Raw genomic sequence first — 22,432 nt, 5'->3', positions numbered from 1 at the left:
GAGCGTGTCTTTGATCGCTTCCGACCAATTCCGCATCGTTGTCGGCCTCGGCAAGAGCGGCATGTCCCTGGTTCGCTTCCTGGCGAGCCGGGGCATTGCCTTTGCGGTCGCCGATACCCGCGAGCAACCGCCGGAACTGGAAACCCTGCGCCGTGATTACCCGCAGGTGGAAGTGCGCTGTGGTGAACTGGACGTGGACTTCCTGTGCCGCGCCAACGAGCTGTACGTGAGCCCCGGTCTGGCCTTGGCCACGCCGGCCTTGCAGCAGGCTGCCGCGCGTGGCGTGAAGCTGTCTGGCGACATAGAGCTGTTTGCTCGCCATGCCAAGGCGCCGATCGTTGCCATCAGTGGTTCCAACGCCAAGAGCACCGTCACGACGCTGGTCGGTGAAATGGCCGCCAAGGCCGGCAAACGCGTGGCCGTGGGCGGTAACCTCGGTACCCCGGCACTCGACCTGCTGGCCGATGACATCGAGCTGTACGTGCTGGAGCTTTCCAGCTTCCAGCTGGAAACCACTGACCAGCTCAACGCCGAAGTGGCGACCGTTCTGAACATCAGCGAAGACCACATGGACCGCTATAGCGGCCTTCCGGCCTACCACCTGGCCAAGCACCGGATTTTCCGCGGTGCCCGCCAGGTGGTGGTCAACCGCCAGGATGCCCTGAGCCGGCCGCTGCCGGTGGAAGGCCGTCCATGCTGGACCTTCGGCCTCAACCCGCCCGACTTCAAAGCGTTTGGCCTGCGTGAAGTGGACGGTGAGAAATACCTGGCGTTCGAGTTCCAGACGCTGATGCCGGCGCGTGAACTGAAGGTTCGCGGTGCTCACAACCAGAGCAACGCCCTGGCGGCGCTGGCCCTGGGGCATGCTGCCGGCCTGCCGTTCGAGCCCATGCTCGAGGCCCTGCGCGAGTTTGGTGGCCTGGCCCACCGGTGCCAGTGGGTACGCGAGCGTAATGGCGTGAACTGGTACGACGATTCCAAGGCCACCAACGTCGGTGCAGCCCTGGCCGCCATCGAAGGCCTGGGCGCCGATATCGAAGGCAAGTTGGTGCTGATCGCCGGTGGTGACGGCAAAGGTGCTGAATTCACTGCGCTGCGCGAGCCGGTCAAGCGTTTCTGCCGCGCCGTGGTATTGCTTGGCCGTGATGCCGAGCGCCTGGCCGAGGCCTTGGGCGATGCCGTGCCACTGGTTCGGGTCAAGACCCTTGACGATGCCGTACAGCAGTGTGCCGAGCTCGCCCAGGCCGGCGATGCCGTGCTGCTGTCGCCAGCATGCGCCAGCCTCGACATGTTCAAGAACTTCGAGGAACGGGGACGCCTGTTCGCCCAGGCAGCGGGAGGTCTTGCATGATCTTCGGCATCTTCAAACCCTACCCGTCGCCGCTGATCAGCGGCCGTGGCATCGACCTGGACTTCCCGATGCTCGCCGGTTGCCTGGCCTTGCTGGGCCTGGGCTTGGTGATGATCACTTCGGCCTCCTCGGAAGTGGCTGCGGTACAGTCCGGCAACCCGCTGTATCACATGTTCCGCCACCTGGTGTACGTGTTCCTTGGCCTGGTGGCCTGTGGGGCAACCATCCTGGTGCCGATCGCCACTTGGCAGCGCATGGGCTTCATGATGCTGCTTGGCGCCTTCGGCTTGCTGGTACTGGTGCTGGTGCCGGGTATCGGCCGTGAGGTCAACGGCTCCATGCGCTGGATCGGTTTCAGCTTCTTCAACGTGCAGCCTTCGGAAATCGCCAAGGTGTTCGTGGTCATCTACCTGGCCGGCTACCTGGTACGCCGGCAGACCGAGGTGCGCGAAACCTGGATGGGCTTCTTCAAGCCGTTCATCGTGCTGCTGCCCATGGCCGCCTTGCTGCTGATGGAGCCGGACTTCGGCGCCACGGTGGTGATGATGGGCGCGGCGGCGGCCATGTTGTTTTTAGGAGGGGTGGGGCTGTTCCGCTTCAGCCTGATGGTGGTGCTGGCGGTGCTGGCGGTATTTGTCCTGGTGCAGGCGCAGCCCTACCGGATGGCGCGGCTTATTACGTTCACCGACCCCTGGGCCGATCAGTTCGGCTCGGGCTACCAGCTGACCCAGGCACTGATCGCCTTCGGCCGTGGCGAGTGGCTGGGTGTTGGCCTGGGCAACAGCGTGCAGAAGCAGTTCTACCTGCCTGAAGCGCACACCGACTTCGTGTTCTCGGTCCTGGCGGAAGAACTGGGCGTGGTCGGCTCGCTGCTGACCGTCGCGCTGTTCGTGTTTGTCACCGTGCGCGCCCTGTACATCGGCCTGTGGGCCGAAAAAGCCAAACAGTTCTTTGCCGCCTACATGGCGTTCGGCCTGGCTTTCCTGTGGATTGGCCAGTTCCTGATCAACATCGGTGTGAACGTCGGCCTGCTGCCGACCAAGGGCCTGACCCTGCCGTTTCTCAGTTACGGGGGGAGCTCGCTGGTGATCTGCTGCGCCTGCGTGGGCCTGTTGCTGCGCATCGAGTGGGAAAGCCGCACGCACCTGGGCAGTGAGGAGCACGAATTCAGCGAAAGCGATTTTGCCGAGGAGACCAGTCATGGCCGCTGAAGGCAAAAATGTATTGATCATGGCCGGCGGCACCGGGGGGCACGTATTCCCGGCGCTGGCCTGCGCCCGTGAGTTCCAGGCGCGCGGTTACAGCGTGCACTGGCTGGGCACCCCGCGTGGCATCGAAAACGAGCTGGTGCCGCAGGCGGGTTTGCCATTGCATCTGATTCAGGTCAGCGGCTTGCGCGGCAAGGGCAAGCTGTCGTTGCTCAAGGCGCCTTTCACCTTGGTCAAGGCAGTGCTGCAGGCACGGCGCATCATTCGCCAGCTCAAGCCCGTATGTGTCCTGGGCTTTGGCGGCTATGTGACCGGCCCCGGCGGCGTGGCCGCGCGGCTGTGCGGCGTGCCACTGGTGATCCATGAGCAAAACGCCAGGGCCGGTACCGCCAATCGGTTGCTGGTGCCACTCTCGGCGCGGGTCTGCGAAGCTTTCCCGAACACCTTCGAGGCCAGCGACAAACGTCGCACCACCGGCAACCCGGTGCGTCCGGAGCTCTTCATGGACGCGCAACGCACGCCTTTGGGCGAGCGCCGCGCACGCCTGTTGGTGCTGGGGGGCAGCCTGGGTGCGGAACCATTGAACAAATTGTTGCCTAAGGCCCTGTCCGAGGTGCCCGCGGCACTGCGGCCAGAGGTGTTCCACCAGGCCGGCAAGCAGCACGCACCGATCACCGCCGAGCGTTATCACGAGGCGGGCGTCGCGGCTCAGGTAGAGCCTTTCATCAAAGACATGGCCCAGGCTTATGGCTGGGCCGACCTGGTGGTGTGCCGGGCCGGTGCCCTGACTGTCAGCGAACTGGCGGCAGCAGGCCTGCCTTCGATGCTGGTGCCTTTGCCCCACGCGATCGACGATCACCAGACCCACAACGCCCAATATCTGGCCCGCGAAGGCGCTGCCTTCCTGATGCCACAAGCGACAACTGGCGCAGCGCAACTCGCTGAACGCCTGAACGAGGTGCTGATGCAACCCGAGAAACTCAACGTCATGGCTGGCACCGCTCGGCGCCTGGCCAAACCTGCTGCAACCAGCACTGTGGTCGATATCTGCCTGGAGGTGGCCCATGGTTGAGAGCCAGAAAGCCATGCCCCAGCCGAAGATGGGCCGTATTCGCCGCATTCACTTCGTCGGCATCGGCGGCGTGGGCATGTGCGGTATTGCCGAAGTGTTGCTGAACCTGGGCTATGAAGTGTCCGGTTCGGACCTTAAAGCCTCGCCGGTCACCGAACGCCTGGAGTCCTTCGGCGCTGAGATCTTCGTCGGCCACCGCGCCGAGAACGCCGCCACCGCCGATGTGCTGGTGGTGTCCAGCGCCATCAACCCGGCCAACCCGGAAGTTGCCACCGCCCTCGAGCGGCGCATTCCGGTGGTGCCGCGTGCCGAGATGCTCGCCGAACTGATGCGTTACCGCCATGGTGTGGCCGTTGCCGGTACTCACGGCAAGACCACCACGACCAGCCTGCTGGCTTCAGTGTTCGCCGCCGGTGGCCTGGACCCGACCTTCGTCATCGGTGGCCGTCTTACCGCTGCCGGTACCAATGCGCAGCTGGGTACCAGCCGCTACCTGATCGCTGAAGCAGACGAAAGCGATGCCAGCTTCCTGCACCTGCAGCCGATGGTCGCGGTTGTCACCAACATCGACGCCGACCACATGGCGACCTACGAAGGTGACTTCAACAAGCTGAAGAAAACCTTCGTTGAGTTCCTGCACAACCTGCCGTTCTATGGGCTGGCGGTGATGTGCCTGGACGACCCGGTGGTTCGCGAGATCCTGCCGCAGGTGAAGCGCCCGACCGTGACCTACGGCTTCAGTGAAGAGGCCGACATCCGCGCCATCAATGTGCGTCAGCAGGGCATGCAGACCCACTTCACCGTGCTGCGCCGTGACCGCGAGCCGTTGGAGGTTTCGGTGAACATGCCCGGCAACCACAACGTGCTCAACGCCCTGGCTACCATCGCCATCGCCACTGACGAAGGCATTACTGACGAGGCCATCGTCCAGGGCCTGTCCGGCTTCCAGGGTGTCGGTCGTCGCTTCCAGGTATACGGCGAGCTGCCGGTCGAAGGCGGCAGTGTGATGCTGGTCGACGACTACGGTCATCACCCCACCGAAGTGGCGGCGGTGATCAAGGCTGTGCGCGGTGGCTGGCCAAGCCGCCGCCTGGTGATCGTCTACCAGCCGCACCGCTACAGCCGCACCCGCGACCTGTACGACGATTTCGTCCAGGTGCTGGGCGATGCCAACGTGCTGCTGCTGATGGAGGTCTACCCGGCCGGCGAAGAGCCGATCCCCGGTGCCGACAGCCGTCAGCTGTGCCACAGCATCCGCCAGCGCGGCAAGCTGGACCCGATCTACATCGAGCGCGGCGCCGAACTGGCACCGCTGGTCAAGCCACTGCTGCGCGCTGGCGACATCCTGCTCTGCCAGGGTGCCGGTGATGTCGGCGGCCTGGCCCCCCAGTTGATGAAAAGCCCGCTGTTCGCAGGCGCCAAGCAGGAGAAGTCGAAATGACCAGCGCCTACGACAAGCTGCACTCGACCCTGGACGTCAAGGCGTTCGGTCGCGTCGCCGTGCTGTACGGTGGCAAGAGCGCCGAGCGTGAAGTGTCGCTGAAATCCGGCGCCGCAGTGATCGATGCGCTGAGCACTGCCGGCGTCGACGTGGTTGCCATCGACGTCGGTGACGACCTGCTCGAACGCCTGCAGAGCGAGAAGATTGACCGCGCCTTCATCATCCTCCACGGCCGTGGCGGTGAAGACGGGAGCATGCAAGGTTTGCTGGAGTGCCTGGGCATCCCCTACACCGGCAGCGGCATCCTGGCTTCGGCGCTGGCGATGGACAAGCTGCGCACCAAGCAGGTGTGGCAGAGCCTGGGCATTCCCACGCCACGCCACGCGGTGCTGGCGAGCGAAAGCGATTGTTTGCAGGCCAGTACGGAACTGGGCTTCCCGCTTATCGTCAAACCCGCCCATGAAGGCTCTAGCATCGGCATGGCCAAGGTGAACAGCACCCAGGAACTGGTCGCCGCCTGGCAGGACGCCGCCAAATACGATTCCCAGGTACTGGTGGAGCAGTGGATCCACGGCCCGGAGTTCACCATCGCGGTACTGCGCGGCCAGGTGCTGCCGCCGATCGCCCTGGGTACGCCGCACGTGTTCTACGACTACGACGCCAAGTACATCGCCAACGATACCCAGTACCGCATCCCGTGCGGGCTGGATAGCGTCAAGGAACAGGAACTGATCGACCTGACCGCGCGCGCCTGCGATGCCATTGGCATCGAAGGCTGGGGGCGGCTGGACGTGATGCAGGACGAGCAGGGCCGGTTCTGGCTGCTCGAAGTCAACACCGCACCAGGCATGACAGATCATAGCCTGGTGCCCATGGCGGCCCGCGCGGCTGGCCTGGACTTCCAGCAACTGGTGCTGGCAATCCTGGCCGAAAGCGTGGCGACGCGAGGTTAATAACCATGCAAGGCGCGATGATACGTCAGCAGCAACCCGTTACCGGCCGTAGCAAGCCGGTGCCGCGTGGTGCCAGCCGGCTGGTGGCCGACGAGCCCGTATCGGCGCGCCTGCCCCGGCCAAGCCTGGGCGGCCTGAAGCGCTTGCTGTGGCCGGTGTTGCTGGTGGCGGCCGGCTTTGGTGCCTACGAGGGCGCCATTCGCCTGATGCCGTACGCCGACCGCCCGATCACCAAGATCGATGTGCAGGGCGACCTCAGCTACATCAGTCAGCAATCGGTGCAGCAGCGTATCGCGCCCTACGTGGCGGCGAGCTTCTTCAGCGTCGACCTGCCGGCGATGCGCGCCGAGCTCGAGCAGATGCCGTGGATCGCCCACGCCGAAGTGCGCCGGGTGTGGCCCGACGAGGTGGTGATCCGCCTTGAAGAGCAGCTGCCGGTGGCACGCTGGGGGGACGCAGCCCTGCTCAACAACCAGGGTCAGGCTTTCACCCCGCGCGAGCTGGCCAACTATGAGCACCTGCCGCAGCTGGCCGGGCCGCAGCGTGCTCAGCAACAAGTCATGCAGCAGTATCAGGTATTGAGCCAGATGCTGCGCCCCTTGGGCTTTTCCATCGCTCGCCTGGAGCTGCGCGAGCGAGGCAGCTGGTTCCTGACCACCGGTGCGAGCAGTGCCGGGCCAGGCATCGAGTTGCTGCTGGGGCGCGATCATCTGGTGGAGAAGATGCGCCGTTTCATTGCCATTTACGACAAGACACTCAAAGACCAGATCACCACTATCGCCCGCATTGATCTGCGTTATTCCAACGGACTTGCCGTTGGTTGGCGGGAACCGATTGCACCGACGACGGCCCAACCCGCCGTTGCGAAGAATTAGAGAGAGGCAGGACCATGGCAAACGCGCATAGCGGCAAAATGATCGTCGGGCTGGACATTGGCACCTCCAAGGTGGTGGCGCTGGTGGGCGAAGTGGGCGAAGACGGCACCCTGGAAATCGTCGGGATCGGCACCCATCCGTCCCGTGGCCTGAAAAAAGGCGTGGTGGTGAACATCGAGTCCACCGTGCAGTCGATCCAGCGCGCCGTGGAAGAGGCGCAGCTGATGGCCGGCTGCCGTATCCACTCGGCGTTCGTCGGTGTGGCCGGTAACCACATCCGCAGCCTGAACTCTCATGGCATCGTCGCCATCCGTGACCGCGAAGTCAGCCTGGCCGACCTGGAGCGCGTACTCGACGCCGCCCAGGCCGTGGCGATTCCGGCCGACCAGCGCGTGCTGCACACCTTGCCGCAGGACTACGTGATCGACAACCAGGAAGGCGTGCGCGAGCCGCTGGGCATGTCTGGCGTGCGCCTGGAAGCCAAGGTTCACGTGGTCACTTGCGCAGTCAACGCCGCCCAGAACATCGAGAAGTGTGTGCGCCGCTGCGGCCTGGAAATCGACGACATCATCCTCGAGCAGCTGGCTTCGGCCTACTCGGTGCTGACCGATGATGAAAAAGAACTGGGCGTGTGCCTGGTGGACATCGGTGGCGGCACCACCGACATCGCCATCTTCACCGAGGGTGCCATCCGCCACACGGCGGTCATCCCGATTGCTGGCGACCAGGTGACCAACGACATCGCCATGGCCCTGCGTACCCCGACCCAGTACGCCGAAGAAATCAAGATCCGCTACGCCTGTGCCCTGGCCAAACTGGCTGGCGCTGGCGAGACCATCAAGGTGCCGAGCGTGGGCGATCGCCCACCGCGCGAGCTGTCGCGCCAGGCCCTGGCCGAGGTGGTGGAGCCACGTTACGACGAGCTCTTCACCCTGATCCAGGCCGAACTGCGCCGCAGTGGCTACGAAGACCTGGTGCCCGCCGGCATCGTCCTCACCGGCGGCACCGCGAAGATGGAAGGCGCCGTCGAACTGGCCGAGGAAATTTTCCACATGCCGGTACGCCTGGGCGTGCCGCACAGCGTTCGGGGGCTGAGCGACGTGGTGCGCAACCCGATCTATTCCACTGGTGTGGGCTTGCTCACCTACGGCCTGCTGAAGCAGTCCGAGGACTTGGCCCTGACCGGTAACAGCAACAGCAGCAGCAACAGCTATGGCGATGAACCGAAGGCCCCAGTGCTTGAACGCTTCAAGAAGTGGGTCCAGGGCAACTTCTAAGTTTCAAAGCAGTAGTGGTAGGCGCAACAACTAGAGAACTGTAAGGAGAGGGAAAATGTTCGAGCTCGTAGACAACGTCCCGCAAAGTCCGGTCATTAAAGTGATCGGCGTTGGTGGTGGTGGCGGCAACGCCGTCAATCACATGGTCAAGAGCAGCATCGAAGGCGTGGAATTCATCTGCGCCAACACCGATGCCCAGGCGCTGAAAAACATTGGCGCGCGCACCATCCTGCAATTGGGCACGGGTGTGACCAAGGGCCTGGGTGCCGGTGCCAATCCGGAAGTCGGCCGTCAGGCCGCGCTGGAAGACCGTGAGCGCATCGCCGAAGTGCTGCAGGGCACCAACATGGTGTTCATCACCACCGGCATGGGTGGCGGTACCGGTACCGGTGCAGCGCCAATCATTGCCGAAGTGGCCAAGGAAATGGGTATCCTCACCGTCGCAGTGGTGACCCGTCCGTTCCCGTTCGAAGGCCGCAAGCGCATGCAGATCGCCGATGAAGGCATCCGCATGCTGGCTGAAAGCGTCGACTCGTTGATCACCATCCCCAACGAGAAGCTGCTGACCATCCTGGGCAAGGATGCCAGCCTGCTGTCCGCCTTCGCCAAGGCTGACGATGTACTGGCCGGTGCCGTACGCGGTATCTCCGACATCATCAAGCGCCCAGGCATGATCAACGTCGACTTCGCCGACGTGCGTACCGTGATGGGTGAAATGGGCATGGCCATGATGGGTACTGGCTGCGCCAGCGGCCCGAACCGTGCACGCGAAGCCACCGAGGCAGCTATCCGTAACCCGCTGCTGGAAGACGTCAACCTGCAGGGCGCCCGCGGTATCCTGGTGAACATCACCGCAGGCCCGGACCTGTCGCTGGGTGAGTACTCCGACGTGGGTAGCATCATCGAAGCCTTTGCCTCCGACCACGCGATGGTCAAGGTCGGCACCGTGATCGACCCGGACATGCGCGACGAACTGCACGTGACCGTGGTGGCCACTGGTCTGGGCGCACGCATCGAGAAGCCTGTGAAGGTGGTCGACAATACCCTGCAGACTGCCCAGCAGGCGTACGAAGCGTCCAATCCTGCGCCGGTGCGCCAGGAGCAGCCAGCGGTCAACTACCGTGACCTGGAGCGCCCGACAGTCATGCGCAACCAGGCGCATGCAGGTGCTGCCGCAGCCGCTAAACTGAACCCTCAGGATGACCTGGACTACCTCGATATCCCGGCATTCCTGCGTCGTCAGGCTGATTAATGGAATTTATCAGGGGTATAAAGGTGATTGGTATTCATCAAAGGTTGGGTCTGTTATCATCCCCAGCCTTTGTTGATACCTGTTCGCAATTTGCGCTGAAGCGGCCAATGCCATGATTAAACAACGCACCCTGAAGAATACCATCCGTGCCACAGGTGTCGGTCTGCACTCCGGGGAGAAGGTCTACCTGACCCTCAAGCCTGCACCTGTTGACACCGGCATCGTCTTCCGCCGCGCCGACCTCGACCCTGTGGTCGAGATCCCTGCGCGTGCGGCCAACGTCGGCGAGACAACCATGTCGACGACGCTGGTCAACGGTGACGTCAAGGTCGATACGGTCGAGCACCTGCTCTCCGCCATGGCGGGTCTGGGCATCGATAACGCCTACGTCGAGCTCTCCGCCTCGGAAGTGCCGATCATGGATGGCAGCGCCGGTCCTTTTGTATTCCTGATTCAGTCTGCCGGCCTGGAAGAACAGGACGCAGCCAAGAAGTTCATCCGCATCCTGCGTGAGGTAACCGTGGAAGAGGGCGACAAGCGCGCCACGTTCCTGCCTTTCGAAGGTTTCAAGGTGAGCTTCGAGATCGATTTCGATCACCCGGTGCTTCGCAACCGGACCCAGAGCGCCAGCGTCGACTTTTCCAGCACGTCGTTCGTGAAGGAAGTCAGCCGCGCGCGTACTTTTGGTTTCATGCGTGACATCGAGTACCTGCGCAAGCACAACCTTGCGTTGGGTGGCAGTGTCGAGAACGCCATCGTGGTCGATGAGGACGGTGTGCTGAACGAAGACGGCCTTCGTTACGAAGACGAATTCGTCAAGCACAAGATCCTCGACGCCATCGGCGATCTGTACCTGCTGGGCAACAGCCTGATCGGCGAGTTCAAGGGCTTCAAGTCCGGCCACGCGCTGAACAACCAGCTGTTGCGCAAGCTGATTGCTGAAACCGATGCCTGGGAAGTGGTCACTTTCGAAGATGCCAGTACGGCACCGATCTCGTACATGCGCCCTGTTGCGGCCGTGTAAGTTCGAACACTCTCTAGTTCATTAAGGCCACCTTCGGGTGGCCTTTTTTTATGGCTTGCCCTGGGCGTGGGTGGCCAACCGTTCCAGTGCTGCGCGCAGTTTGGGGTCGGTAATGCCCTCGGCGGTGTCGCGCAGGCTCTCGGCCGCACTGTTCGAAAGCTCGGCAGCATGCCCGCCACGCTTGGCCGGCACCAGCGGCGGCTGCACCTTGTACAGGATGCGCCTGAGGTTGCCGAATGCTTCCATGGCCTGCAGTGCCGCCAACAAGCGCTTCTGCTGGTAGCGCAGGCGGGTTGCCCAATGGCCGTCGGTAACCACCAGCAACAAAGTACCATCGCGCCAGGACGCCACATGGCAGTGCTCGCGGGCAGCCGGTTGCAACTGGCTTTCCAGCAGGCGCTGCAAGTGTTCCAGGCGCTCGGCCTGGTTAAGCAGCAGGCGCAGCGGGCGCACCTGGCGCAGCAGGGCGGAGGGCGGCTGGGCGGGGGAGGGTTTGTAGGCCATGGGGGTACGCGTGAGGTGACGTGGGCACAGTCTAACATCTCCGTTGCCTGTGCCGGCCTCTTCGCGGGTGAACCCGCTCCTACCAGGGCTATCGATACCTCGTAGAAGCGGGTTCACCCGCGAAGGGGTCGGCACAGGCAGCCAAAGACAAGACTGGTTCTCGATAGCTTTCATGTTGCCAAGCCTTGAACTCAGTGAAAATGCCCCTATCTAAAACAGGCCCCCGCCAAAACGCTGTATCAGCATCGTGGAAATCCACCACTTTCCTCACCATCGTTTCCGGGTAGAATGCTCGTTCGCATGCGGCCTATGGGCTGCACGGGCGACTCATGGGGCCGCCCTCCATCCCTACGTGTGGAAGATCCTGCCGATATGTTTGCGCCTTTGTTAAAAAAACTTTTTGGAAGCAAGAACGAGCGTGAAGTCAAACGCATGCTCAAGACGGTGAGTATCGTCAATGCCTTCGAAGAGAAGATGGTGGCCCTCTCCGACGAGCAACTGCGGGGCAAGACTGCAGAGTTCAAGGAACGCCTGGCCAAAGGCGAGACACTGGACCAGTTGCTGCCCGAAGCCTTCGCCGTGGCCCGCGAGGCCGGCAAGCGCGTCATGGGCATGCGCCATTTCGATGTGCAGCTGATCGGCGGCATGACCCTGCACGAGGGTATGATCGCAGAAATGCGCACCGGTGAAGGCAAGACCTTGGTCGGTACCTTGGCCGTCTACCTCAACGCATTGTCCGGCAAGGGCGTGCATGTGGTCACCGTCAACGACTACCTGGCGCGCCGTGACGCCAACTGGATGCGCCCGCTGTACGAATTCCTCGGTCTGTCGGTCGGTATCGTCTCGGCCTTCCAGCCGCCGGAAGAAAAGCGCGCCGCCTATGCAGCCGACATCACCTACGGCACCAACAACGAATTCGGGTTCGACTACCTGCGCGACAACATGGCGTTCAGCCAGGACGAGAAGTTCCAGCGTGAACTGAACTTCGCCGTGATCGACGAAGTCGACTCCATCCTCATCGACGAAGCGCGTACCCCGCTGATCATTTCCGGTCAGGCAGAGGACAGCTCCAAGCTGTACATCGAGATCAACCGTCTGATCCCGCGCCTCACCCAGCACATCGAAGAGGTCGAAGGCCAGGTCACCCAGGAAGGCCACTTCACCATCGACGAGAAGAGTCGCCAGGTGGAGCTGAACGAAGCCGGTCACCAGTTCATCGAAGAGATGCTGGCCCAGGCGGGCCTGCTGGCTGAAGGCGAGAGCCTGTACTCCGCGCACAACCTGGGCTTGCTGACACACGTCTACGCCGGTCTTCGTGCACACAAGCTGTTCCACCGCAACGTCGAGTACATCGTCCAGGACGGCCAGGTTCTGCTGATCGACGAACACACCGGCCGTACCATGCCGGGCCGTCGCCTGTCCGAGGGCCTGCACCAGGCCATCGAGGCAAAAGAGAACCTGAACATCCAGGCCGAGAGCCAGACCCTGGCTTCGACCACCTTCCAGAACTACTTCCGCCTGTACACCAAGCTGTCCGGCATGACCGGTACGGCCGACACCGAAGCGTTCGAGTTCCAGTCGATCTATGGCCTGAACGTGATGGTCATTCCGCCGAACAAGCCACTGGCGCGTAAGGACTATAACGACCTGGTGTACCTGACCGCTGACGAGAAATACGCTGCGATCATCGCCGACATCAAGGAAAGCATGAAGCTGGGCCGCCCGGTGCTGGTGGGTACCGCGACCATTGAAACTTCCGAGCACATGTCCAACCTCCTGAAAAAGGAAGGGATCGACCACAAGGTGCTCAACGCCAAGTATCACGAGAAGGAAGCCGAGATCATCGCGCAAGCAGGCGCGCCAGGTGCACTGACCATCGCCACCAACATGGCTGGCCGTGGTACCGACATCCTGCTGGGCGGTAACTGGGAAGCCGAAGTGGCTGCCCTGGAAAACCCGACAGCCGAGCAGATCGCCCAGATCAAGGCCGACTGGCAGAAGCGTCACCAGCAAGTGATCGAGACGGGTGGCCTGCATGTAATCGCTTCCGAGCGCCACGAATCGCGCCGTATCGACAACCAGCTGCGCGGCCGCTCCGGTCGTCAGGGCGACCCGGGTTCCAGCCGCTTCTACCTGTCGCTGGAAGACAGCCTGATGCGCATCTTCGCCTCTGACCGGGTGAAGAACTTCATGAAGGCACTGGGCATGCAGTCGGGCGAGGCCATCGAGCACCGCATGGTCACCAACGCTATCGAGAAAGCCCAGCGCAAGGTCGAAGGCCGCAACTTCGACATTCGTAAGCAATTGCTCGAATATGACGACGTCGCCAACGAGCAGCGCAAGGTGATCTACCACATGCGCAACAGCCTGCTGGCCGCCGACAACATTGGCGACACCATCGTCGAATTCCGCAAGGAAGTCCTGGACGCTACCATCAGCCAGCACATTCCGCCGCAGTCGCTGCCAGAGCAGTGGGACGTAGCCGGCCTGGAGGCTTCGCTGGCCAGCGATTTCGCCATCAAGTTGCCAATCCAGCAATGGCTCGACGAGGACGATCACCTCTACGAAGAGACCCTGCGCGAGAAGCTGCTGAGCGAGATCACCACGGCCTACACCGAGAAGGAAGACCAGGCCGGTCTCGAGGCCCTGCGAACCTTCGAGAAGCAGATTCTGCTGCGCGTACTGGACGACCTGTGGAAAGACCATCTGTCGACCATGGACCACCTGCGTCACGGTATTCACCTGCGTGGTTATGCGCAGAAGAACCCGAAGCAGGAGTACAAGCGCGAGTCGTTCAGCCTGTTCCAGGAGCTGTTGGAGTCGATCAAGCGCGACACCATCCGCGTGCTGTCGCACGTACAGGTTCGCCGCGAAGACCCGGCCGAAGAAGAAGCCCGCCTGCGCCGTGAGGCCGAAGAGCTGGCAAGTCGCATGCAGTTCCAGCACGCCGCTGCACCGGGCCTGGGAAGTGAGCAACTGAGCGAGGAGGGTGCCGAAGTTGCGGTAGCCTCGGCGCCAGTACGCAATGACCAGAAGCTGGGCCGCAACGAGCCGTGCTGGTGTGGTTCGGGCAAGAAGTTCAAGCATTGCCACGGTCAGATCGAGTGATCTGAACCTTACGTTGTACAAGCCTGGGGTCGCTTTGCGGCCCTTTCGCGACACAAGGCCGCTCCCACAGGTACCGCGCTCGTCCATGAACGGGCGCGATCCTTGTGGGGGCGGCCTTGTGTCGCGATGGGGTGCGAAGCGGCCCCTTTTTCGACATCATCGTTTTTTCTAGGAGCGCTCTAATGGCTGTTGGTCTTGGTCCTTTGCCCACCCTGCACCCGGTTCCGGGTTTTGAACTCGGTATCGCTTCTGCCGGTATCAAGCGCCCGGGGCGCAAGGATGTGGTGGTCATGCGCTGTGCCGAAGGCTCCAGCGTGGCTGGCGTGTTCACCCTCAACGCCTTCTGCGCAGCGCCGGTGATCCTGTCCAAGCAGCGTGTACAGGGCACCGTGCGCTACCTGCTGACCAACACGGGTAACGCCAACGCCGGTACCGGCGCGCCAGGCCTGGCCGCCGCCGAGCGCACCTGCGCCAAGCTGGCCGAACTGGCTGGCGTACCGGCCGAGTCGGTACTGCCGTTCTCCACCGGCGTGATTGGCGAGCCGCTGCCGGTCGAAAAGATCGAAGGCGCGCTGCAGGCCGCCCTCGACAACCTGTCGGAAAACAACTGGGCTGAGGCCGCTACCGGCATCATGACCACCGACACCCTGCCCAAGGGGGCCAGCCGCCAGTTCCAGCACGATGGCGTGACCGTCACCGTTACCGGTATCAGCAAGGGTGCAGGCATGATCCGCCCGAACATGGCGACCATGCTGGGCTACATCGCCACCGACGCCAAGGTGGCGCCAAAGGTACTCAAGGACCTGATGCTGGACGGCGCCAACAAGTCGTTCAACCGCATCACGATCGATGGTGACACTTCGACCAACGATTGCTGCATGCTGATCGCTACCGGCAAGGCCGACCTGCCGGAAGTGACCGAAGCCAGCGGCGCGCTTTTCGAAGCGCTGAAAAAGGCCGTGTTCGAAGTGTGCATGGAAGTGGCCCAGGCCATTGTCCGTGACGGCGAAGGCGCGACCAAGTTCGTGACCGTGCAGGTCAACGGCGGTGGCAACCACCAGGAGTGCCTGGACGTTGGCTACGCCGTGGCCCACTCGCCGCTGATCAAGACCGCGCTGTTCGCTTCCGACCCGAACTGGGGCCGCATCCTCGCCGCCGTAGGCCGTGCCGGTGTACCGGAGCTGGATGTGAGCCTGATCGATGTCTACCTGGACAGCGTTTGCATCGCGAGCAAAGGCGGCCGCAGCCCGAGCTATACCGAAGCGCAGGGTTCGGCAGTGATGGCCCAGGAAGAGATCACCATCCGAATCGAACTGGGCCGTGGCCAGTGCAGCGAAACCATCTGGACGACTGACCTGTCCCACGAGTACGTGAAGATCAACGCCGAGTACCGTACCTGATCTACTGATCCGAAGGCCTCTTCGCGGGCACGCCCGCTCCCACAGGTGTTGCAATGCCTGCAGGAGCGGTGCGGTCCCTGCAGGAGCGGGCTTGCCCGCGAATGGCCGCGCAGCGGCCTGCGGGTTTTGCAATACAAACCTGATGGAGCCGAACCATGAGCTATCACCTGATCATCGGCGACAAGCTGTACTCCTCCTGGTCGCTGCGTGGCGCCCTGGCGCTCGAGCTGGCTGGCGTGCCCTACGAAGAAACCCTGATCAAGCTGAACCAGCCTGATACCCGCCAGCGCATCCTCGCTTTCTCCTCCACCGGCAAGGTGCCGCTGCTCAAGACCGAGCACGGTGTGATCGCCGATTCCCTGGCCATTGCCGAATACCTCAACGAACAGCACCCCGACGCCCAGCTGTGGCCTGCCGACGCAGCCGCCCGCGCCCAGGCCCGTTCGGCTTGCGCGCAGATGCACAGCGGTTTCTTCGCCCTGCGCGGTGCCATGCCGTTCGACCTGTCGCGTGACCAGGCGCTGGACACTGTGCCGCTGGACGTGCAGGTCGATATCGACCGTATCGTCGCGCTGTGGTCCGAATGCCGCGTGGTGGCCAAGGACAGCGGCCCGTTCCTGTTCGGCCAGCCAAGCCTGGCCGATGCCTTCTTTGCCCCGGTGGCCGTGCGCCTGCGCACCTACCGCGTAGAAGTCCCCGCCGAGGCGGCAGCCTACATCGAGACCATTTATCAGTGGCCAGCCTTCCAGGCATGGCAACAGGCAGGCCTGGAGGAGCGTAAAGCGTGAAACGGATTCATGTAGTGGCTGCCGTCATTCGCGGTGCTGATGGCCGTATTCTGATCGCACGCCGTGCCGATACCCAGCACCAGGGCGGCTTGTGGGAGTTCCCCGGTGGCAAGGTGGAAGAAGGCGAAAGCGTCGAAGCAGCGCTTGCCCGCGAGCTGCGCGAGGAGCTGGGCATCGAGGTAAGCCGGTCGCGTGCGCTGATCAAGGTCAGCCATGACTACCCGGACAAGCAGGTGCTGCTGGACGTGCGCGAGGTCGAAGCGTTCACTGGCGAACCCCATGGTGCCGAAGGCCAGCCGCTGGAATGGGTTGCCCCGCGCGATTTGCCGCAGTACGAATTCCCCGAGGCCAACAAACCGATCGTCGCCGCTGCGCGCCTGCCGGACCAGTACCTGATCACCCCGGATGGCTTGGAGGTGCCGCAGCTGCTCAAGGGCATCCAGAAGGCGGTGGCCAATGGTATTCGCCTGATCCAGTTACGTGCCCCGGACATGTACGACCCCAAGTACCGCGACGTGGCGGTGGATGCGGTCGGGCTGTGTGCGGGCAAGGCGCAGCTGATGCTGAAAGGGCCACTGGAATGGCTGGGTGATTTCCCGGCGGCCGGTTGGCACCTGACAGCCGCGCAGCTGCGCAAGTACGCCGCCAGGGGCCGGCCGTTCCCCAAGGAGCGCTGGTTGGCGGCATCCTGCCACAGTGCCGAAGAGCTGGCGCTGGCTGAGCAGATGGGCGTGGACTTTGTCACCTTGTCGCCAGTGCAGGCGACCCAGACGCATCCGGATGCGGTGCCGCTGGGCTGGGATGAGGCGCAGCGCGTGATTGCCGGGTTCAACAAGCCGGTATATCTGCTGGGTGGGGTAGGGCCGAGTGAGCGCCAGCAGGCCTGGGAGGCGGGTGCACAGGGTGTGGCCGGGATCCGGGCGTTCTGGCCACAGGTTTGAGTCCCCTGTAACAGGGGCTGCTGCGGGGCCCATTCGCGGGGCCCGCTCCCACAGGAAACTCACAAGCTTCAAGCCTGCTCGAAACCTGTGGGAGCGGGCAAGCCCGCGAATGGGCTGCAAAGCAGCCCCAGAAGTATCAGCCTTTCGGTTTCTCGGCGGGCTGCCACAAAACCTCAGCCACCCCCTGGCGCCGCCCGATGATCCGCGCCGCCACGAACAATAGATCGGAAAGCCGGTTGATATACGCCAAACCAACGCCTTCCAGCGGCTCCACGGCATTCAACTGCTGACACCGGCGCTCTGCACTGCGCGCCAGGCTGCGGCACACATGCGCCTGCGCCACCAGCGCCGAACCACTGGGCAGAATGAAGTTCTTCAGCGGCCCCAGCTCTTCGTTCCACACATCGATGGCCGCCTCCAGGCGTTCCACTTCCGCCAGGGTCAACGCCTGGTAACTGGGCATCGCCAGCTCGCCACCCAGGTCGAACAAGCGGTGCTGACACGGCGCCAGCACTGTGGTCACTTCATTCAGCCCGTGCTCGGCGAGCCCCGCCAGCAGCAACCCCAACTGGCTGTTCAGGCTGTCCACCTCGCCAATCGCTTCGATCCGCGGGTGGTCCTTGGGCACCCGACGGCCGTCGCCCAGGCCGGTTTCGCCTTTGTCGCCGGTGCGGGTATAGATCTTCGAAAGGCGGTAGCCCATGTCATTGCTCCGTTCTGGCCGGCACCGCCGCTGCCGGCTGGGTGAGGGGCAGGCGTAGGGTAAAGCAGGTGCCTTGGCCTGGCGTGGATTGCACTTCCATCTGCCCCTTGTGGTTGTTGGTGATGATGAAGTAGGAGACCGACAGGCCAAGCCCGGTACCCTGGCCGATTTCCTTGGTGGTGAAGAACGGCTCGAAGGTGCGCTTGCGCACCGCCTCGGGCATGCCGACGCCGTTGTCTTCGACCTGGATTTCCGCCCATGGCGGGTTTAGCCGGGTGCGCAGTGTGATGCGTCCGGGCTCGCTGGGTTGCGGGCGTTGGTGGATGGCCTGGGCTGCGTTCTTCAGCAAGTTGAGCAGTACTTGTTCCAGCTCGTTGGCGGTACATGGCACCGGCCCCAGGTCGGGGTCGAACTGGCGCACGATGGCTTGCCCCTTGAAGTCGAAGCCGATGGCCAGATCGAAGTCATTGCCGGCAATTTCAAGCGCCTGATCGATCAGCGCCGGCAGCTCGCATGGCTCCAGCTGGCGGTTGCTGCGGCGGCTGAAGCTGAGCATGTGGGTGACGATCTTCGCCGCTCGGGCGCCGGCCTGCTGAATGCCGTCGAGCAGCTGCGGCACCTCGCGGCTGTCCAGGTAGCGGTTGATCGTGGCCAGGTCGATGCCCAGCTCTTCGGCCTGTTCCTGGTTGCGCGGCAGGTCGGACGACAGGCGTCGGCGAATGTTCTGCACGTTGTGCAGGATAGCGCCCAGCGGGTTGTTGATTTCGTGCGCCATGCCGGCAGCCAGCCCCCCGACCGAGAGCATTTTTTCCGATTGCACCATCATTTCTTCCAATGACAGACGCTGGGTGATGTCGTCGATACGAATGACCACGCCGCGCCCGCCGCCGCCGGTCAGTGGGTAGAAGGTCAGGGCGTAGTGGCGCAGGTCGTCGCCCTTGGGCCAGGTTACCCGCTCGATCTTCGCCACTCGATGTTTTTCCACGGTTTCCTTCAGTTGCGGGAGGAACGGCTTCAGCGGCTCGAACGCAATGAACACCGGCTGGTTAAGTGCCTCGTCCAGTGGCGTGCCGGAAAGCACCGTGGCTTCGTGGTTCCATTGGGTCACGTAAAGCTGTTCGTCGAGGGCGATCAGTGCCGAGGGCATCGAGTCGATGATGCTGTTGAGGTAGTTCTGGAAACCGGTGAGCTTTTTCTCGATCTTGCTGCGTACCTGTACTTCCAGTTCCAGCTTGCGGTTGGTGTGGCGGGTTTCTTCAGCAAGGCCCTGAGCCTGGTCGTAGGCACTCTGGAACTCGTCGCGGGCGCTCTTGAGCTGCTGCTCGCGGGCCTCGATGCGCGACAGCATGGTGTTGAAGGCCTCGGCCAGGCTGCCGATTTCATCATCGTTGCCGCGTTGGGCGCGCAAGGCGTAGCTCTCTTCGCGGGTAACCTGGCGGCTGAGTTCCTCAAGCTGGTTGATCGGTTGGGTGATCAGGCGTTTGATCTGCCGGGCGATGACGATCCATAGCAGGACACTGAACACCAGGATGCCCAGGCTGGCGCTGAGTGTGCCGGTGTAGAAGGCCGTGGGCAGTTCGCTGCTGGCTACCAGCAGCAAGTGTGCCGGTGGGTTGGCATCGCGGGGGATGCGGATCAACTGAGTGCTGCGAAACTCCATCAGGCGCCAGCCGTCGATGTTGCGAAAACGTTTGGGCAGGGCCAGCGGCTCGCCATGCTGCAACTGCGCCAGCATTCGGCCATCGCCACCGTAGACCGCGGCGGCGCGCAGCGGTGTGTAACTTTCCAGTTCCTTGAGCAGGGCACGGGCGGTTTCCGGGGTGTCGCCGGCGCGGGCTGCAAGCTGAGGATTGGCCACCAGCCGGCCGATGGTCTGCATGGCCTGGGGCGCCATGCTTTCCTGGGTGATCCAGTAGGCGGCGCTGATGAAGGTGAGGTTGGCCATCAGCAAGATGGTCACCAGCAATACCAGCAGGGCCGCCAGCAGCTTCTGCCCGACCGGGAGGTTTTCCAGGCGTTGGCGCAAGGTCATGGGCAAGGCAATGTCCGTATCCGGTTGAAGGGCCGCGTCAGTCGCAGGGCAAACCACGCGCGCGCAGGTTTTCGACCAAGCGCTGCAGCAGGTGTTCCAGCTGCGGCAAGTGCAGGCCATGACGGCCCGCAGCGCGGCAAGCATGGCCGAGCAGGTAGTGCAACTCGGTGCGCCGTCCTGCATGCACGTCCTGGTACATGGAAGAGTAGTTGGCTGCGGTGGCGAGGATTACCCGCTGCACTTCTTCCTCCAGCCCCTCGGCTGCTTGCGGCTGGCCGCAACGGCGCAGCAGGCGGGCCAGCTCGACGCACAGGGCTTGCACTTCACCCAGGTGCCCCAGCAGCCCGCCATTCTGGCAATCGTGAAGCACGGTCAGCGGGTTGATGGCGCAATTGAGCGCCAGCTTGCGCCACAGGCGGGTCAGTATGTCTACTGTCCATTCTGCGGGGATACCGGCCTCGTGCAGGTCATCGAACCAGGCGGGGATCATGGGGTTACGTGGGTCGCCCAGCCAGTTGAAGCCATGGCCGGCAAAACGCACCTGCCAGTCCCCCTCGCGGAAGGCGCCTTCGGTGCTGGAGGCGAAGATGCAGCGAGCGTGCGGCACCAGGTCTGCGACTTCATCCTGGCTGCCAAGGCCATTCTGCAACAGCAGCACTTCGGCGCTCTCGGCCAGCCGTGGCGCTAGACCGGCAATAGCCGGGGCAGCGTCATAGGCCTTGCAGGCCACCAGCAGCCGGTGGATCGGGCCTTGCGCCTGCGCCGTTTCGGCAGGTATGGCGTAGTGCCGGGTGTGCTCCTGTTCGACCAGGGTCAGGCCACCGGCCTGCTGATAGGCCTGTAGCCGTTGCCCGTCACGCAGGATCAGGCGCACGGCCTTGCCTGCGCGTGCCAGGCGGCAGGCCCACAGACTGCCAAGGCTACCGGCGCCGAGAATATGCCAGGTGCTGCTCATATGCGTTTCGCAACCCGTTATAATGAGCCCGCATTTTAACCTTCAAACCCAGCGCGCTCCATCTTCAGCCTGAGCGCGCTTTTATTTTGGGAGAACAACCATGCCTTCGTTCGACGTGGTATCGGAACTGGACAAGCACGAAGTGCAGAACGCGGTCGACAACGCCATCAAGGAACTGGACCGCCGCTACGACCTCAAGGGCAAAGGCACCTTCGAGTTCAAGGACAAAGAGCAGACCGTGATGCTCACCGCCGAGGAAGAGTTCCAGCTCGAGGCGATGCTGGAGATCCTGCGCCTGGCACTGGTCAAGCGCAAGATCGACGTGAAGTGCCTGGAAACCAAGGACCCCTACGCCTCCGGCAAGGAAAAGAAACAGGAAGCCAAGTTCCGCGAAGGCATCGACAAGGACCTGGCAAAAAAGATCGTTGCCACCATCAAGGATGGCAAGCTGAAAGTACAGGCCGCCATCCAGGGTGAGCAGGTACGGGTAACCGGCAAGAAACGTGACGATCTGCAGGAAGCCATTGCCCTGCTGCGCACCAAGGAATTCGACATGCCGCTGCAGTTCAACAACTTCCGCGACTGATGCGGGGGTGGCCCGGAACCCCGATGGCCAAATGATGTCCATGGGGGCCGGGGTTGCGTAATAACACGCGCGGCCTGTTCTACCGTGTACTTGCCGCTCGGCATCAGGAGATGAATATGGATTTGAACGCTGAAGTCGATCAGCTCGTCCGCCAATCCCAGACGTGGATTCCCTTGATCATGGAATACGGCAGCCGTGTGCTGCTGGCACTGCTGACCCTGGCGGTCGGCTGGTGGATTATCAACAAGGTCAGCGCTCGCCTCGGCAAGCTGGTTGGCCTGCGCAACGCCGACCTGGCGCTGCAGGGCTTCATCAGCACCCTGGCGAACATCGTGCTGAAGGTGCTGCTGTTGGTCAGCGTCGCCTCGATGATCGGCATCGAGACCACCTCGTTCGTCGCCGCCATCGGTGCCGCAGGCCTGGCCATCGGCCTTGCCTTGCAGGGCAGCCTGGCGAACTTCGCCGGTGGTGTGCTGATTCTGATGTTCCGCCCGTTCCGTATCGGTGACTGGATCGAGGCGCAGGGCGTTGCCGGCACCGTCGACAGTATCCAGATCTTCCACACCGTGCTGCGCACCGGTGACAACAAGACGGTCATCATGCCCAATGGCAGCTTGTCCAACGGCATCATTACCAACACCAACCGCCAGCCGACGCGCAAGGTGGTGTTCGATGTGGGCGTTGACTACGAGGCCGACCTGCAGAAGGCCCGCAATGTGTTGCTGGAACTGGCAAAGGACCCTCGTGTTCTGCAAGACCCGGCACCGCAGGCGGTCGTGTCGACGCTGGGCGACAGCTCGATCACCGTATCGCTGCGCTTGTGGACCAAGACCTCCGATTACTGGGACGTGATGTTCATGCTCAACGAGTATGCGCGTGACCGGTTGAAGGCCGAAGGGATCGACATTCCGTTTCCGCAGCGGGTTATTCGCGTGGTGCAGGAGACTGCAACGCAGTAATGC

19 protein-coding genes are annotated in these 22,432 nt (G+C 63.0%); 15 read left to right on the top strand and 4 right to left on the bottom strand.

What is annotated here, in order from left to right:
* The first annotated feature begins 4 nt into the window (after window positions 1–4).
* The 9 genes from murD (at window position 5) to lpxC (ending at window position 10,453) form a co-directional block, all read left to right on the top strand.
* A complete protein-coding gene (gene murD, locus ACI7M0_RS21830; protein WP_029615326.1) occupies window positions 5–1,351 on the top strand; it encodes a UDP-N-acetylmuramoyl-L-alanine--D-glutamate ligase in 1,347 nt (448 codons plus the stop codon).
* Window positions 1,348–2,562: a putative lipid II flippase FtsW gene (gene ftsW, locus ACI7M0_RS21825; RefSeq protein WP_020190051.1), complete on the top strand. Its 1,215-nt coding sequence runs from the start codon at window positions 1,348–1,350 to the stop codon at window positions 2,560–2,562. Before murD ends, ftsW begins: the two co-directional genes overlap by 4 nt.
* Entirely contained in the window at window positions 2,552–3,631 is a 1,080-nt protein-coding gene (gene murG / locus ACI7M0_RS21820) for an undecaprenyldiphospho-muramoylpentapeptide beta-N-acetylglucosaminyltransferase (RefSeq protein WP_010952454.1), read from the top strand. The genes ftsW and murG overlap by 11 nt, the downstream gene beginning before the upstream one ends.
* Window positions 3,624–5,072, top strand: a complete 1,449-nt coding sequence (murC, locus tag ACI7M0_RS21815) for a UDP-N-acetylmuramate--L-alanine ligase (protein ID WP_010952455.1) — start codon at window positions 3,624–3,626, stop codon at window positions 5,070–5,072. The genes murG and murC overlap by 8 nt, the downstream gene beginning before the upstream one ends.
* Window positions 5,069–6,025 carry a D-alanine--D-alanine ligase gene (locus ACI7M0_RS21810; RefSeq protein WP_129933143.1) on the top strand — a complete coding sequence of 319 codons (957 nt, stop codon included), beginning with the start codon at window positions 5,069–5,071 and terminating at the stop codon, window positions 6,023–6,025. Before murC ends, ACI7M0_RS21810 begins: the two co-directional genes overlap by 4 nt.
* A gap of 5 nt (window positions 6,026–6,030) precedes the next feature.
* Entirely contained in the window at window positions 6,031–6,900 is an 870-nt protein-coding gene (locus ACI7M0_RS21805) for a cell division protein FtsQ/DivIB (protein ID WP_003251865.1), read from the top strand.
* A 14-nt stretch (window positions 6,901–6,914) separates the two neighbouring features.
* Window positions 6,915–8,177 carry a cell division protein FtsA gene (ftsA, locus tag ACI7M0_RS21800; protein WP_003251867.1) on the top strand — a complete coding sequence of 421 codons (1,263 nt, stop codon included), beginning with the start codon at window positions 6,915–6,917 and terminating at the stop codon, window positions 8,175–8,177.
* Between the two features lie 55 nt (window positions 8,178–8,232).
* Entirely contained in the window at window positions 8,233–9,429 is a 1,197-nt protein-coding gene (gene ftsZ / locus ACI7M0_RS21795) for a cell division protein FtsZ (RefSeq protein ID WP_003251871.1), read from the top strand.
* 112 nt (window positions 9,430–9,541) lie between these two features.
* Complete coding sequence (lpxC, locus tag ACI7M0_RS21790; RefSeq protein ID WP_003251873.1) at window positions 9,542–10,453, top strand: UDP-3-O-acyl-N-acetylglucosamine deacetylase; 912 nt, start codon at window positions 9,542–9,544, stop codon at window positions 10,451–10,453.
* A gap of 48 nt (window positions 10,454–10,501) precedes the next feature.
* Here the strand turns inward: lpxC and ACI7M0_RS21785 are convergent, their stop codons facing one another.
* Window positions 10,502–10,957: a DUF721 domain-containing protein gene (locus tag ACI7M0_RS21785; RefSeq protein WP_129933141.1), complete on the bottom strand. Its 456-nt coding sequence runs from the start codon at window positions 10,955–10,957 to the stop codon at window positions 10,502–10,504.
* Window positions 10,958–11,329: 372 nt separating this feature from the next.
* Between ACI7M0_RS21785 and secA the strand changes: the two genes are divergently transcribed.
* The 4 genes from secA to ACI7M0_RS21765 all read left to right on the top strand — a co-directional run bounded on the left by secA (window position 11,330) and on the right by ACI7M0_RS21765 (window position 17,194).
* A complete protein-coding gene (gene secA / locus ACI7M0_RS21780; RefSeq protein WP_020193381.1) occupies window positions 11,330–14,065 on the top strand; it encodes a preprotein translocase subunit SecA in 2,736 nt (911 codons plus the stop codon).
* A gap of 182 nt (window positions 14,066–14,247) precedes the next feature.
* Entirely contained in the window at window positions 14,248–15,465 is a 1,218-nt protein-coding gene (argJ, locus tag ACI7M0_RS21775) for a bifunctional glutamate N-acetyltransferase/amino-acid acetyltransferase ArgJ (RefSeq protein WP_010952461.1), read from the top strand.
* A gap of 155 nt (window positions 15,466–15,620) precedes the next feature.
* Window positions 15,621–16,253 carry a glutathione S-transferase family protein gene (locus ACI7M0_RS21770; RefSeq protein WP_129933139.1) on the top strand — a complete coding sequence of 211 codons (633 nt, stop codon included), beginning with the start codon at window positions 15,621–15,623 and terminating at the stop codon, window positions 16,251–16,253.
* Window positions 16,250–17,194 carry a Nudix family hydrolase gene (locus ACI7M0_RS21765; protein ID WP_104962512.1) on the top strand — a complete coding sequence of 315 codons (945 nt, stop codon included), beginning with the start codon at window positions 16,250–16,252 and terminating at the stop codon, window positions 17,192–17,194. The genes ACI7M0_RS21770 and ACI7M0_RS21765 overlap by 4 nt, the downstream gene beginning before the upstream one ends.
* Window positions 17,195–17,330: 136 nt before the next feature.
* Here the strand turns inward: ACI7M0_RS21765 and ACI7M0_RS21760 are convergent, their stop codons facing one another.
* From ACI7M0_RS21760 to ACI7M0_RS21750, 3 genes are read right to left on the bottom strand one after another with little or no spacing between them, the layout of a single operon-like run.
* Window positions 17,331–17,897 carry a cob(I)yrinic acid a,c-diamide adenosyltransferase gene (locus ACI7M0_RS21760; RefSeq protein WP_104962511.1) on the bottom strand — a complete coding sequence of 189 codons (567 nt, stop codon included), beginning with the start codon at window positions 17,895–17,897 and terminating at the stop codon, window positions 17,331–17,333.
* 1 nt (window position 17,898) lies between these two features.
* Entirely contained in the window at window positions 17,899–19,929 is a 2,031-nt protein-coding gene (locus ACI7M0_RS21755; protein WP_104962510.1) for an ATP-binding protein, read from the bottom strand.
* A gap of 37 nt (window positions 19,930–19,966) precedes the next feature.
* Window positions 19,967–20,884, bottom strand: coding sequence for a putative 2-dehydropantoate 2-reductase (locus tag ACI7M0_RS21750; protein ID WP_129933137.1), 918 nt, complete (start codon window positions 20,882–20,884; stop codon window positions 19,967–19,969).
* 100 nt (window positions 20,885–20,984) lie between these two features.
* Here ACI7M0_RS21750 and ACI7M0_RS21745 point away from each other — a divergent pair, with 100 nt between their 5' ends.
* Both ACI7M0_RS21745 and ACI7M0_RS21740 read left to right on the top strand, forming a co-directional pair.
* Entirely contained in the window at window positions 20,985–21,470 is a 486-nt protein-coding gene (locus tag ACI7M0_RS21745; RefSeq protein WP_003251890.1) for a YajQ family cyclic di-GMP-binding protein, read from the top strand.
* 116 nt (window positions 21,471–21,586) lie between these two features.
* Complete coding sequence (locus ACI7M0_RS21740) at window positions 21,587–22,429, top strand: mechanosensitive ion channel family protein (protein WP_003251892.1); 843 nt, start codon at window positions 21,587–21,589, stop codon at window positions 22,427–22,429.
* Window positions 22,430–22,432 lie beyond the last annotated feature (3 nt).

It is taken from the genome of Pseudomonas sp. 10(2024), from assembly GCF_045164175.1.
GTDB classification, from domain to species: domain Bacteria; phylum Pseudomonadota; class Gammaproteobacteria; order Pseudomonadales; family Pseudomonadaceae; genus Aquipseudomonas; species Aquipseudomonas alloputida.
This window is presented reverse-complemented; position numbering and strand designations above follow the sequence as displayed.

Coding starts and splice junctions, on each gene's coding strand:
- ftsW (WP_020190051.1), top strand. CDS start 1,348: ATGATCTTCGGCATCTTCAAACCCTACCCGTCGCCGCTGATCAGCGGC.
- murG (WP_010952454.1), top strand. CDS start 2,552: ATGGCCGCTGAAGGCAAAAATGTATTGATCATGGCCGGCGGCACCGGG.
- murC (WP_010952455.1), top strand. CDS start 3,624: ATGGTTGAGAGCCAGAAAGCCATGCCCCAGCCGAAGATGGGCCGTATT.
- ACI7M0_RS21810 (WP_129933143.1), top strand. CDS start 5,069: ATGACCAGCGCCTACGACAAGCTGCACTCGACCCTGGACGTCAAGGCG.
- ACI7M0_RS21805 (WP_003251865.1), top strand. CDS start 6,031: ATGCAAGGCGCGATGATACGTCAGCAGCAACCCGTTACCGGCCGTAGC.
- ftsA (WP_003251867.1), top strand. CDS start 6,915: ATGGCAAACGCGCATAGCGGCAAAATGATCGTCGGGCTGGACATTGGC.
- ftsZ (WP_003251871.1), top strand. CDS start 8,233: ATGTTCGAGCTCGTAGACAACGTCCCGCAAAGTCCGGTCATTAAAGTG.
- lpxC (WP_003251873.1), top strand. CDS start 9,542: ATGATTAAACAACGCACCCTGAAGAATACCATCCGTGCCACAGGTGTC.
- ACI7M0_RS21785 (WP_129933141.1), bottom strand. CDS start 10,957: ATGGCCTACAAACCCTCCCCCGCCCAGCCGCCCTCCGCCCTGCTGCGC.
- secA (WP_020193381.1), top strand. CDS start 11,330: ATGTTTGCGCCTTTGTTAAAAAAACTTTTTGGAAGCAAGAACGAGCGT.
- argJ (WP_010952461.1), top strand. CDS start 14,248: ATGGCTGTTGGTCTTGGTCCTTTGCCCACCCTGCACCCGGTTCCGGGT.
- ACI7M0_RS21770 (WP_129933139.1), top strand. CDS start 15,621: ATGAGCTATCACCTGATCATCGGCGACAAGCTGTACTCCTCCTGGTCG.
- ACI7M0_RS21760 (WP_104962511.1), bottom strand. CDS start 17,897: ATGGGCTACCGCCTTTCGAAGATCTATACCCGCACCGGCGACAAAGGC.
- ACI7M0_RS21755 (WP_104962510.1), bottom strand. CDS start 19,929: ATGACCTTGCGCCAACGCCTGGAAAACCTCCCGGTCGGGCAGAAGCTG.
- ACI7M0_RS21750 (WP_129933137.1), bottom strand. CDS start 20,884: ATGAGCAGCACCTGGCATATTCTCGGCGCCGGTAGCCTTGGCAGTCTG.
- ACI7M0_RS21745 (WP_003251890.1), top strand. CDS start 20,985: ATGCCTTCGTTCGACGTGGTATCGGAACTGGACAAGCACGAAGTGCAG.
- ACI7M0_RS21740 (WP_003251892.1), top strand. CDS start 21,587: ATGGATTTGAACGCTGAAGTCGATCAGCTCGTCCGCCAATCCCAGACG.